Origin of the sequence: Oceanobacillus zhaokaii (assembly GCF_003352005.1) — a bacterium.
Classification (GTDB): domain Bacteria; phylum Bacillota; class Bacilli; order Bacillales; family Amphibacillaceae; genus Oceanobacillus; species Oceanobacillus zhaokaii.
Genome location: NZ_CP024848.1, coordinates 3,268,681 through 3,281,603, shown reverse-complemented (window position 1 = coordinate 3,281,603; position 12,923 = coordinate 3,268,681). Strand labels below are relative to the sequence as shown.

General features: G+C 36.1%; 12 protein-coding genes. 11 read left to right on the top strand and 1 reads right to left on the bottom strand.

Annotation, left to right across the window (positions count from 1 at the left end):
* The first annotated feature begins 15 nt into the window (after window positions 1-15).
* From CUC15_RS16375 to CUC15_RS16330, 10 genes are all read left to right on the top strand, one after another.
* A complete protein-coding gene (locus tag CUC15_RS16375) occupies window positions 16-1,371 on the top strand; it encodes an aspartate aminotransferase family protein (protein ID WP_205317620.1) in 1,356 nt (451 codons plus the stop codon).
* Between the two features lie 682 nt (window positions 1,372-2,053).
* A complete protein-coding gene (locus CUC15_RS16370; protein ID WP_114917692.1) occupies window positions 2,054-3,127 on the top strand; it encodes an ABC transporter substrate-binding protein in 1,074 nt (357 codons plus the stop codon).
* 24 nt (window positions 3,128-3,151) lie between these two features.
* Window positions 3,152-4,225: an ABC transporter ATP-binding protein gene (locus tag CUC15_RS16365; RefSeq protein ID WP_114917691.1), complete on the top strand. Its 1,074-nt coding sequence runs from the start codon at window positions 3,152-3,154 to the stop codon at window positions 4,223-4,225.
* Window positions 4,226-4,230: 5 nt separating this feature from the next.
* On the top strand, window positions 4,231-5,151 hold the full coding sequence (locus tag CUC15_RS16360; protein WP_242985888.1) for an ABC transporter permease: 921 nt from the start codon (window positions 4,231-4,233) through the stop codon (window positions 5,149-5,151).
* Window positions 5,148-5,951 (top strand): ABC transporter permease, encoded by an 804-nt coding sequence (locus CUC15_RS16355; RefSeq protein ID WP_114917690.1) that lies wholly within the window; start codon window positions 5,148-5,150, stop codon window positions 5,949-5,951. Before CUC15_RS16360 ends, CUC15_RS16355 begins: the two co-directional genes overlap by 4 nt.
* Before the next feature lie 125 nt (window positions 5,952-6,076).
* A complete protein-coding gene (locus tag CUC15_RS16350; RefSeq protein WP_114917689.1) occupies window positions 6,077-7,201 on the top strand; it encodes an NAD(P)/FAD-dependent oxidoreductase in 1,125 nt (374 codons plus the stop codon).
* 52 nt (window positions 7,202-7,253) lie between these two features.
* A complete protein-coding gene (locus CUC15_RS16345; protein ID WP_114917688.1) occupies window positions 7,254-8,426 on the top strand; it encodes a pyridoxal-phosphate-dependent aminotransferase family protein in 1,173 nt (390 codons plus the stop codon).
* Window positions 8,427-8,735: 309 nt separating this feature from the next.
* The gene (locus CUC15_RS16340) at window positions 8,736-9,176 is read left to right on the top strand and encodes a YtoQ family protein (RefSeq protein WP_114917687.1); all 441 of its coding nucleotides are present in this window, start codon (window positions 8,736-8,738) and stop codon (window positions 9,174-9,176) included.
* 686 nt (window positions 9,177-9,862) lie between these two features.
* A complete protein-coding gene (locus CUC15_RS16335) occupies window positions 9,863-10,294 on the top strand; it encodes an SRPBCC domain-containing protein (protein WP_114917686.1) in 432 nt (143 codons plus the stop codon).
* Window positions 10,281-10,628, top strand: coding sequence for an ArsR/SmtB family transcription factor (locus tag CUC15_RS16330; RefSeq protein WP_205317619.1), 348 nt, complete (start codon window positions 10,281-10,283; stop codon window positions 10,626-10,628). The genes CUC15_RS16335 and CUC15_RS16330 overlap by 14 nt, the downstream gene beginning before the upstream one ends.
* Before the next feature lie 353 nt (window positions 10,629-10,981).
* Here the strand turns inward: CUC15_RS16330 and CUC15_RS16325 are convergent, their stop codons facing one another.
* Window positions 10,982-11,596: an acetate uptake transporter gene (locus CUC15_RS16325; protein ID WP_114917684.1), complete on the bottom strand. Its 615-nt coding sequence runs from the start codon at window positions 11,594-11,596 to the stop codon at window positions 10,982-10,984.
* A gap of 309 nt (window positions 11,597-11,905) precedes the next feature.
* Here CUC15_RS16325 and CUC15_RS16320 point away from each other — a divergent pair, with 309 nt between their 5' ends.
* Window positions 11,906-12,694: a hypothetical protein gene (locus CUC15_RS16320; protein WP_114917683.1), complete on the top strand. Its 789-nt coding sequence runs from the start codon at window positions 11,906-11,908 to the stop codon at window positions 12,692-12,694.
* Window positions 12,695-12,923 lie beyond the last annotated feature (229 nt).

The following is a 12,923-nucleotide window of genomic DNA, read 5'->3' as shown; positions in this document are numbered from 1 at the left end:
AAGGAGGTTTGCTAAGTGAATAACTTAGTGAATAAAACGGATGAAAATATGAAATGGTTGGATAGAGAAAATGAAGTCCTAGGTTCTGGGATGCGACTTCCTTTTTTCCCTCTCGTTATTAAAGAGGCCAAAGGAGAATTCATCTATGACTATGATGGTAACAAATGGATCGATTTCCTATCCAGTGCTTGTGTAACAAATACCGGACATTCTCATCCAGTTATTATTGATCATATGAAAGAACAAATGGATCGATTAGTACACTATAATCCAGCGTATGCTAGTCATGAAAATCTAATCGCTTTATCAGAAGAACTAATTCGTATTACTCCTGGAAATTTTTCGAAAAAGGTAACCTATGGCTTATCAGGCGGTGATGCGAATGACACTGCGATCAAGCTAGCTAGAAGTTATACCAGGAAATCTAAGATTTTAGCATTTTCACGTTCGTATCATGGAAATACCTATGGTGCTTTAAGTGCCTCTGCAGTTAGTTTGCCTATGAGACGACATATGGGTCCTTTATTACCTGAAATCTATCACATTCCTTTCCCAGATATATACCGTCCTCAGTTCAATGCCGTTGATGAGAGTGAACGGTGTATAGCAGCCATTGAAGATTTACTCGAAACTGTTTGCCCACCAGAAGAAATAGCAGCCATTATAATTGAGCCTATACAAGGAGACTCTGGAGTAATTGTACCTCAACAGATTTATATAGATAAGTTAAAAGAGTTATGTAACGAACATGGTATTCTGATTATAGCAGACGAAGTCCAAACAGGATTTGGTCGAACAGGAAAATGGTTTGGGAGTGAACACTTTCAATTAGAACCTGATTTAATAGTCTTGGGTAAAGCAATTGCTTCCGGTATGCCTTTAAGTGCAGTGGTCGGTAGAAGTGAAATAATGACTTCTTGGGAACCGCCTGCAGGGGCATTTTCACTAGCAGCGAACCCAATTAGTTGTGCCGCATCCAGGGCCACAATCGAAGTTATTCAAACCGAAAATCTAATAAAGCGTGCTCAGGAATTAGGTTCCCATATCAAGGATCGCTTTAGGGATTTACAAGAACGCTTTGAAGTAATAGGTGACATTAGGGGAGAAGGATTGATGATTGGTATTGATCTTGTAAAAGATCAAATGAGTAAAGAACCGAATCATTCATTTGCTGCAAAAATATGTTGGCGCTGTTGGGAAAAAGGATTATTTCTAACCTTTTTTTCAGGTTCTGTTTTACGTATTGCCCCTCCCCTTACGATTAAAGATGTATATCTGGAACAATCATTACGAATCCTGGAAGAGTCATTTGAAGATGTTACGCAAGGTCGTGTGCCAGATAGTGTCCTTGATAAAATTAAGGGGTGGTAATAAAAGAAGCAAAGGAGAGTGTGAAATATTTTATTTAAAAGAATTTAAACAATGAAAAAGAAGACCTTTCCTGATAAATAAAGTCACCACATTAGGCTGAGTTGGCCGCAAGATTTTGTTTTCTTTGCAAGTTAGCCTTGCCAAGGAAACAAAATTAATCCATACAACAATAACCATATATAAGGGGCAATTTAGCAGAAAAGGTAGAAAAACTATTCAAACATGATTATTGACAGAACCCCTTTTATTGGTGATGGTATTGTCAAAGGGCTCTATTAAATACTGGTGATGAAGTTTTAGTTCCTGAACCTGTTTGGTAGAATTATAATATTGTCCCTGTAAATGAATTTTGTTAGTCCTGTTTTTCGTAATTAGAAGACAGAAGATTCCCTCTTATCTAATTCAGTAGGATTGAAAGAAAATAATACAAATGTCACAAAATGCTTTTAGTATCACTGTCTTACCCAATAGGAGCAGTGCTTTCAAGAATGGAAATTGAAAAACTTGCGGATTTTGCAAAAGAGAACGAGCTAATTGATTACTTCTAATTTTTATTGAGTTACCTTCCAATATCCTAGGGTTTCGATTTTTGTGAACGTTTTTTTATATCAACATTTAATCTAGGAATATACGGCTTTAGAAATTGATAATTCAATCAAATTATATTAAAGGAGGAAATAAAATGAGAAGAAAAATCAGTTTAATCTTGATTACTCTAGTAGCTTTAATTCTAGCTGCTTGTGGCGGTGAGAAAGCACAAAGTGAAGGAGATGCTGGTGAAGGTGAGAAACAGACATTAGTTGTTGCGGGTTATGGTGGTAATTATGAAGAGGAATTTAAAAAGAATATTATACCGGCGTTTGAAGAGAAATATAATGTAAAAGTTCAGTATATTACAGGAAGTTCAGTAGCAACTTTATCTAAACTTCAAGCGCAAAAAGATAATCCAGAAATTGATGTGGCTATAATAGATGATGGTCCTCAGGCGCAAGCTCGATCTCTTGATTTAATAGCACCACTAGATGAAAGTATTGTAACGAATTTAGAGAAAGTCTATGATATTGCTAAAATGCCAGATAATCTCGGTGTTGGATTTAGTTTTGTAGAAGTGGGTTTAGCTTACAATGCAGAAGTTTTTGAGCAAAATAATTGGGAACCATTAAAATCATGGAATGACTTGGCAGATCCTAAATATAAAGGTAAGTTAGTTCTTCCATCTGTATTGAACACCTTTGGGGTAAATATGTTAGTTATGTTAGCCAAGGTGAATGGTGGAGACGAAACGAATATTGATCCTGGCTTTGAAAAGTTGGCGGAGGTTGCTAAGAATACAGTTAACTTTGATGACACGGCTGATGTTTCAAATTATTTTGTTCAGGGTCAAACAGTTGCATCTGTTTGGGGGACTGGTCGAATTTATACGCTTCAGGATACAGGTTTTCCAATCGAGTATGTCAGCCCTGAAGAGGGTGCGGTTCCTTTGATTGTGACTGTAAGTGTGGTTAAAAATGCATCAAATCAAGAATTAGCGCAACAATTTGTGAATTTCTTGTTAGATGTTGAAATTCAGGAGATGTCAGCGATTAAAAGATTTGAGGGACCTGTAAATATGGATGTGGAATTAAGTGATGAAGTAGCAGAAAAAGTTCCATATGGTCAAGAACGTATCGAAAAACTAATCAAGGTAGATTGGGATGTAATTAATGCGAATAGAACCCAATGGAATGAGCGATGGGATAAAGAAATTATAAACTAGATTTCTACACCAGGAGGGAAAAAAATGAGCTATTTAAGTTTATCTGAAGTATATAAAAAATTTAATGATGTAGAAGTAGTCAAAAATTTATCATTGGATATTGAAGAAGGAGAATTGGTTTCGTTTTTAGGTCCCTCAGGCTGTGGGAAAACAACTACTCTAAACATGATTGCAGGATTTCTTGAAGTAGACGGAGGGGGAATCACGGTGAATGGTAAAGCCATTCATCACTTACCCGCTCATAAAAGAGGAATGGGAATGATGTTTCAGAATTATGCATTATTCCCTCACATGACTGTATTTGAAAATGTTGCTTATGGCCTTAAACTGCGTAAGGTCAAAAAAAGTGAAATAGGTGAGAAGGTTAGAGAAGCACTAAATATGACTCATTTACAGGGTTATGAAAAAAGATATCCTAAAGAGATGTCGGGAGGGCAGCAACAAAGAGTTGCTTTAGCTAGAGCTCTAGTAATAAGGCCTCGTCTATTATTATTAGATGAGCCCTTAAGTAATTTGGATGCAAAGTTACGTGTAAAAATGCGAGAGGAAATTGTAGAAATACAAAAACAGGTTGGGATAACAACAATTTTTGTAACGCATGATCAAGAAGAAGCATTGGCGATATCGGATCGTATTGCTGTCATGAATAAAGGCAGAATTGAACAATTTGATACGCCAGAAAACACCTATAATCAACCCGAATCAGCCTTTGTATCAAGATTTATAGGAGAGGTTAATGAATTTACAGGCGTAGTTTTGGAAAAGTATGATAAAAATCTTAAAATACGACTATTTGGTTTGGACTATATCGTCCCAATGGACGGTACCCTTTCGAATAAAGAAGTGGATTGTTTTATTCGACCTGAAAAAGTTCAAGTATCTGAAACAAAGCCAGATAATTATAATTCATTCCCAGCAAAAATTGAAAAGAAAACCTTCTTGGGAAATAAGACAAGACTACATTTAAGAAAAGATGGTCAGCTAATTATTGCTGATATCGGAAGTATCTCTGTTCAACCAGAACACATCTATGTCGGAGCTGAAATAAATACCTTTTGGTTAGATGAAGATCTGCACATTTCAAGAGATGAGGTGTAAAATCTGTGGGTTCAGAAATTAAGGGAAATAAAAGTAACAAGAAAAACATTAAACCTAGGAATAAAAGGAGCAAAAAAAAGTTTGAGCATTGGTTATTGCTCATTCCTACATTAATTGTTTTTGTGTTTTTCTTTATCATACCTCTTATATTCTTGGGAGTATCCAGTTTTCGTACATTTGATTCAGTGGATGGTATTGGCGATACGTGGACCTTAAGTAACTATACCCGATTTTTAACAGATCCTTATTATTTAGGTGTTTTGTGGACAACAATTAAAATTGGAATTCTAACTACAGTAATATGTTTAATTATTTCATATCCGGTTGCTTATGTCATATCACAATTAACTGGAAACACGCGAAACTATCTAACATTAATTATGATTTCACCTTTATTAATTAGTATGGTTATTCGAGCATATGGTTGGAGAATTATATTGAATAATAATGGGGTGATTAACAACTTTCTTATGGAGATAGGATTAATTGATGCACCTTTAAAATTATTATATACGGAGTTTAGTGTAATTGTTGGTATGGTTCATGTTCTGTTTCCATACATGGTTCTAAGCATTATAGGGTCTTTAGAACGCATTGATCCATCTGTTACTCGAGCGGCTAATAGTTTAGGAGCAAATCAATTCCGTACCTTTTTCAATGTAACTTTACCACTAAGTCTTCCGGGGATATTTGCTGGTTCAATCTTGGTTTTTAGTTTAACAACGAGCTCTTTTGTTACTCCAGCAATATTAGGGGGGTCTCAAGTAAAGGTAATGGCTTATTTGACTTATGAACATGTTCAAGTACTTTTAAATTGGCCTTTCGGTGGAGCTATTGGGTTTATTTTAATAATAATCATCAGTATTACATTATTGTTATACAGTCGAGCTTTAACCAAATTAAATAAAGGAGTCACAATACAATGAAACGTAAACTTCCAAAAATATTATTAAACATTCATGTATTTCTTGTTTTAGTATTTTTACTTGCACCAATTGTTGTTATTGCTGCCTCCTCATTTACACAGAGTGATTTTATAGCATTCCCACCTGAAGGATTATCACTTAAATGGTATGCAGACATACTGAACCACCCTGAATTTATAGAATCGTTTTATCTAAGTGTAAGAGTTGCCTTAGGAACTGCTTTGGTTGCTACTATAATTGGTACATTAGCTTCTCTTGCAGTAGTACGTTATGAATTTAGGGGAAAAGAAGCAATTATTCAATTAACAAGTTCACCACTAATGATGCCGACAGTAGTATTGGGTATAGCATTGCTTCAATATTATGCATGGATTGGATTAGCTCCAAGTACAACAGCTTTAATTTTTGGACATATTATTCTGGCTGTTCCATATGTTATGAGACTTGTTGTAGCAAGTTTAGCAGGTTTTGATAGAACAATTGAAAAGGCTGCAATGAATTTAGGGGCTAGTCCATTAAGGGTTTTCTTTCAGGTTACTCTCCCGACAATTAAGTCAGGGATAATTGCTGGAGGTGTTTTCGCTTTTATAACCTCCTTTGATGATCTTACCGTAGCGCTATTCATAGTGAGTACAGATGTCGTGACACTTCCTGTGCGAATTTTCACTTATATGGAATGGCAGTATGATCCGTTGATTACTTCCGTTTCCACTATGATTATTATGATAACTGTTGTATTGATGTTGATTATTGAAAAGATTCTTGGCGTTGGGAAAATGCTTGACCCCAAAAAAGATTGATGTTGGTGAGTATCTATGGAACTATTCATGTTGAAGTCAGAGAATAGAAATAGACTCCGAACATATAGTTTATATTGGGAGATTTGTAAACTATAAAATGACAATAAAATTGTAGGAGTGATTAAATGAAGGTAATTGTAATAGGAACTGGAATTGTAGGTGCTAGTGCTGCATATCACCTAGCCAAAAATAATATAGAGGTAATTATGGTTGATAGACCAGAAGAGGGTAAAGCTACTTCTGCAGGCGCAGGTATTGTAAGTCCTTGGGCAAAGAATGAAAGTGCTGAATGGTATAGACTTGCTAAAAGAGGTGCAGCGTTCTATCCTCATTTAATTTCAGCACTAAAGGAAGAAGGAGAAAATGAGGTAGGTTATAAAAAAGTAGGTGCATTACATGTATCAAATGATCCTGAGCAATTGGATGAAATCGAAAGAAACTTGAATATTAAAAAGAAAGATGCACCTGAAATAGGAGATATTCAACGTTTAAACCATAAACAGACAAGGCAATTATTCCCGCTTCTCAAGGACGATTTAGAATCTGTTTTTGTTTCTGGAGGAGCTAGAGTAGATGGAGCCAAAATGCGAGAAGCTCTTAAACGGGCTGCTAAAAATAATGGAGCAAAACTTATCGAGGGGGAAGCAAAACTTATTCATGAGAATAATAGAGTAAGTGGTATCACTGTTCAAGGTGAAACGATATATGCCGATAAAGTTTTGATTACAGCAGGAACAGGGGCTCCAGAATTATTGAAACCACTTAATATCGATTTAAAGATAGAACCTCAGCGTGGGCAAATTGCTCATATAAAATTACCGGAAATGGATACTTCAGAGTGGCCAATTATTGTACCGCAATCTAGTCATTATTTACTGGCATTTGATGACTCCAGAGTAGTAGCAGGAGCTACGAGAGAAACTGGTTCGGGTTTTGATTATCGATTGACTGCGGGCGGAGTAAATGAAGTACTTACAGAAGCTTTAAAAGTTGCACCTGGATTAAATGAAGGGACTTTAGAGGAAGTCCGTATAGGATTTCGTCCAATGGGACCAGATACTATACCGGTCCTTGGTTCAGTTGATATGCTTGAAGGTGTTGTGCTTGCTAATGGTTTAGGTGCTTCTGGACTAACTATGGGACCCTATGTAGGGAGTTTGGCAGCAGCAATTATTAGTGAAGAACACATTGATTTAGATCTATCTCCGTATAAACCAGAGCGTGCGATTCACATAAAGGAAAATATCTGATTTTTCCCCATTTACTAACAAATAGGATTGTTAAATTAAAGGAGGTTTTTGAATGCTAAAAAAAGAATTGTTACTTGTTCCTGGACCAACGCCTGTGGTTGATTCTATTTACGAAGCAATGAGTCAACAAACAATGAATCATACAGATCCCAGATTTGCTTCCATTTATAAAAAGGCTATAGAACAAACTAAGAAAATGTTCCAAACCGATGGAGAAGTTATAGTGATTTCTGGATCAGGAACACTTGCTATGGAAATGGCGCTAGTGAATACTGTAGCAGCCGGTGAAAGAGTATTGGTAGTTAGCCATGGATACTTTGGTGATCGTTTTTTAAATCTTGGTAAAGCATTTGATGTTGAAATAGACGTGATTCAAGCTGAATGGGGAGAAAGAGTTTCTATAAAAAAAGTAGAAGATAAATTAAAAGAAAATAAGTACAAAGCAGTAACCATTACTCACGCTGATACATCTACAGGAGTTTCAGCAGATTTAGATCAACTTGTTCCAGTTATTAAAAGACATGGTGCATTAGTTATCCTTGATGGTGTATGTGCTACTTCTGCTATGGAAGAAAATATGAATAAAACATATGGTGAGCATGGATATAGGATAGATGTCGTGTTAACAGGATCACAAAAAGCAATTGGTGTTCCACCCGGACTGGCAATCATTGCATTTAATCAAAGTGCTTTATCAGTTAGGAATGACATGGAGAAGGTACCGGCATATTATGCTGATATTCATAATTGGATACCTATAATGAATGATCCGAAAAATTACTTTGCCACACCAGCAGTCAATTTAATTTACGCCTACAATCATGCGATGGAACTTGTATTAAATGAAGGAATGGAAAATCGTTATAATCGCCATAGAAAGTATTCCAAAGCTATAAGAGCAGCTATTTCTGTATATGGAATGAAGGCATTAGCAGATGAGGAGGAAGCTGCAACAACTCTAACCTGTTTTCTTTATCCCGAGAGTATCGATGACGTAGTATTTCGTTCCGAACTTGCAAATAAAGGAGTAATTGTTGCTGGAGGATTGGCTCACCTAAAGGGAGCTTCTTTTCGAATTGGACATATGGGTAATGCAACAAAAGAAGATCTTGAAATTGCTGTGAAACTAATAGGAGAAACATTAATTCAAATAGGGCAAGAGGCAGATATAGTAAAAGCAGTAAAATATTTTAATGAAGCGTTTGTTAGTGAGGCAGTAAGGTAGCTAATGTAATAGCAAATTCATATAAAATAAATAATCATTACTTACTATTTTATTAGGTAATTAAATGGCTACGACAAAGCAAATGTGTTTTAAGGTTTGTCAAATATCAAGATTAATAGTAGACGGTTATCTAAATATTTGGGAATTCGGAATATATATTCTGAATTTAAAGTTATGCAAATTGTAATTATATTTTCTAAAAGTATAATTTATAAATTTTGCTTAGAAGTGGAAAAACACGTCGGATGATTGAAGAAAATCTCAATACAATACTATTGAATTTAATATTATTTTATGAGGAGAATAATTATGAAATTAGTTATTTATTTAGCAGGGCAAATTCATGATAACTGGAGAGGGGAGTTAATGCAGCAAGCACAAGAAAGGAACTATTCTTTTGAATTTGTTGCTCCACAGACTGACCATGACCGTTCAGATGATATCGGTGAAGTAATTTTAGGAAAGCAGCCTAGTAATTTATATAGAGATGATGCCGCATCTGCTGTTAATAATTTGCGAACTCAAGTATTGATGGCAAAGTCAGATGTAGTGGTAGCGGTTTTCGGTGAGAAGTATAGACAGTGGAATACAGCTATGGATGTAAGTACAGCACTAACGCTGAATAAACCAGTAATTATTGTAAGACCAGAAAAATTAATTCACCCACTTAAAGAGCTTTCTAACAAAGCAAATGTTACTGTTGAGAATATAGAACAAGCATTAGAAGTGTTAGGTTATATTTTTGAGTAGTTATTTGTAGGCGTCTGTCACTCCCTAAATTTTGTAGAAGGTTGTCGAATGATAAAGGTTGATGAATCATGGAGAGAGTGTTGGGGTGATTTACTTCTCTAGATCTATCAGCCAAAATTGAGATACAGGGGTTGTTTCCTGTTAAAAAGCTAGTACCGATGGAAAGCTAAATTGCCATCGGCTCTAGTTTTTGTCTTTTTAAAAAGATAAAAATTATTATATTGAAGATGCGTAAATTTATATTTTTCATTTTAACCTGTTTAATAATTGAAGTTGTTTCGAACTATGCTCCTATTTAGTTGCTGCCTTTACTTTCCCAATCTTTACCGAGATCTTACAGGTTTTCTTTGGGCGAGGTGCAGACTTGTATGATATTCTGGCGGATCTATTAGGAATAGTCGTTGCATTGGGGATTACTATCGTTTGGAGGAAGGTAGTTAGGAAAAAGCGAGTAATATGGTTTAGGTAGATAAATACAAATGAAAGCTCTGCGGGTAATTCCCACCGCAGAGCTTTTCAATTGCCTTTTTAACAATCTTTTGAATCGAGTGTGGCATCTTCCTCTTTTGGCGCTATAGGAGTTATTTAGTGTCACTATTATTACTGACATATAGCAACTACTTGGTTGCACATATGAAATTAATGTGCTACTATTTGGTTGCACATATAATCTAGGAGGAATTAAAATGGATAATGATCGGATAGAACGAGAAATTATTATTGATGCTTCGATTCAAACCGTGTGGGAGTTGGTTAGCCAACCGGCATGGTGGGTGGGCGATAAGCCTGGTCCTGACAGTGTAGATCTAGACGGGAAAAGAGTAGTAGCGAAAACAAGGTTCGGTAAATTTCCAGTATTGATTAAACAAATGGATCGACCGAACTACCTCGCATGTCGATGGGCCAGTTCATTCCCAGGAGAGGAACCACAAGAAGGAAACTCTACACTTGTTGAGTTTACGTTAATTGAGAAGGATGGGGGAACTTTGCTTCGTGTAGTGGAAAGTGGATTTTCTAGCATTGCCGTACCAGAGAAGGAGCAACATAAGTTCTTTAATGAGAATGTCAAAGGATGGGAGCAACAACTGGAAGTATTGCGGAAGCGTGCTGAGGAATAAAATGAGTAAAATCGAAAATGTTTTGAATGCATTGGCAGACCAAACTCGCCTTCAGTTGCTTAACCTCATTGCATCAAGAGGACATGCCACCGCCACAACATTAGCTACTATAGTACCTGTGTCCCGACAAGCAGTTGTCAAACACCTTACCGTCCTCAAAGGAGCAGGGCTAGTTGCTTCCGACCGTGTTGGGCGGGAAGTACAATATACAGTCTGTCCAAATCAACTATCCGAAACAGCAGAGTGGATGACAAAATTGGCAGCGGATTGGGACAGCCGATTAGAGTGGATTAAATGCGTAGCAGAGGATGCGGATGAATCAGATTTGACGTGATGTATTTAACATAAGAGGGCTAAGATTTGTTTTAGCATTTCTATTGTATGTTATTCTATAATCGCGCGGGTTTGCTAAAAATCATAATTCCTTCCTTAATAGGGACAATGTAGATGATATAATACGCTCAATTAGGCTATGGTCATTGTCATCAACAGTATTTGTCCCTTCACCAATTTACTACCCTAAAATTGAAATATTCCTTTGATTCTGGGTCAGATCATCATCACGTACTTTTGAGGTTTATATAAATACAAAATGAAAGCTCTGCGGATAATTCTCTCCACAGAGCTTTTCTTTAAACTATATAGGCTAATATCGAATTGCTGCGAGAGTAAAACAGTGCCCGCTTCTTACTTAAATATGCCAAATGGCTTTCCTACTGGTAAGACCACTTTCCCAAAATGTGTGTTTAATAGGGAAGCAGCTGCACCGTAAAATGAAAGTAGAGCAATTAGTAATTCAGATATTGCTGCAAGCATATGTGAAATTTCATACATAATATTAAATGAACTTAAGGACAATCCGATAAATAATAAATCAATGAACACGAAAATGAAAAATAGTACTTTGTGTGTTTCCATTGCACCGACCGTCATAAATAAGCTGAAAATTAAGTAGCCGACGAATGCTACACCAAGCTGTTTGGAATCTGCGTTCGCAAGTAAGGTCTCACCAAAAGCACCCATTTGTATCATCCACGTTGTACCAACACCGAGCCAAAACAGTCCGTATGCACTAAATGCTGTTGCACCAAATACATTATTATGCTTGGAATCTAACAGGCCTGCAATTATTTGTGCAAGACCACCTAAAAAGAAAGCCCACGGCAATATTAAAGCCGTACCTTCTGTCCAACCTAATTTTTGTGATGAGGCTACAAGTGTAACCATTGCTAAACCAAATAGTCCGAGGGCAGATGGATCAGCTGTCAATATTTTTACTGAAGTATGATTCTGATTGTTCATATGATGTGTAATTCCTCCTAGATGATATGCCTGTATAACGATACATAAGTTTAGCTCGTTTGTCTAGAACATTTGACAAATGGGAAGGAATGGATGGAATTTAGGGATTAGTAATATATCTTCATTAGAGCAGACACTAGAAAAGAGAGGGGATTCGCTAGGTATATAAAGGAATTATTGGTGTCACATCTCGTCTATTCTTCTTATAAATAGTTTAACAATCAAGTCTACATATGTATTTACATGCTTTATGATATCATTAGTTTTATGGGAAAAAATCAATAATTCTGTTATGGAGGAAATGAACGAATGAGTATTGCCGCCTATTCAAAATTTAACATGTATAGAGATCAGCTATTCTCTCTGGCTGCTTCTTTAGAGGATGAAGTATTATTAAACGAGGCATTTCTGCTGGAGAAAGACGAGAAAAAACAGCTTGAAATATATTACGCACCATTTGAATACGTTAATGAGCAAGCGAAAGTAGTGATTGTCGGGATTACACCAGGACTTTTTCAAATGAAACAATCCTATTCGACTGTCATTAATGCTAGTGATCAATTAACCAATAATGAAGAAATTTTACGAGAAGTAAAAAATAATTCTAGTTTCCAAGGTCCAATGAGAAAAAATCTCATAACGATGTTGGATGAATTACAATTACATAAACACTTAGGTTTATCATCGACAAATGAACTTTTTTCTACAGCGAGCAACTTGGTGCAAACCACGTCACTACTTCCTTATCCGGTTTTCTATAAAGGGAAAAATTACAGTGGGTCGACTCCAAATATGTTAAAAAATGAACTTCTCAAAAAATATGTTGTTGATTGCTTTGCAACAGAACTTAAATCGATGGATAATCCCTTAATAATTCCGCTGGGGGTTAACGTATCAAAAGTGTTAGATTTCCTTGCAGAAAACAATTATATTGAGTCAAATTCAATTCTTAATGGATTCCCTCACCCATCTGGAGGTAATGGACATCGACATAAACAATTTAGTGAAAATAAGGATGCTATGATTGAAAGATTGGAAGTTTATTTTAAGAAGAACGAGAGTAAGAAAGTTGAATTTGGTTCTCTGCCTCGTATATGAAAGGGACAAGGGGACAGGCACCATGTTCCAACATATTTCTAAAACTTAGACTGAGTGTAAAGACACTTGGTCTTTTTTTACATATAAATATCAAAAGTGTATTTTAGTGCTTATAACATTGAGGTATATTCAGATAGTTCACGTTATCCGATTTAGCCAGAGGACATAGACTGTTGTGAAATACAAGGTGCCTGTCCCTGTGTACCACCGTGTGCCATTTCTACTGATA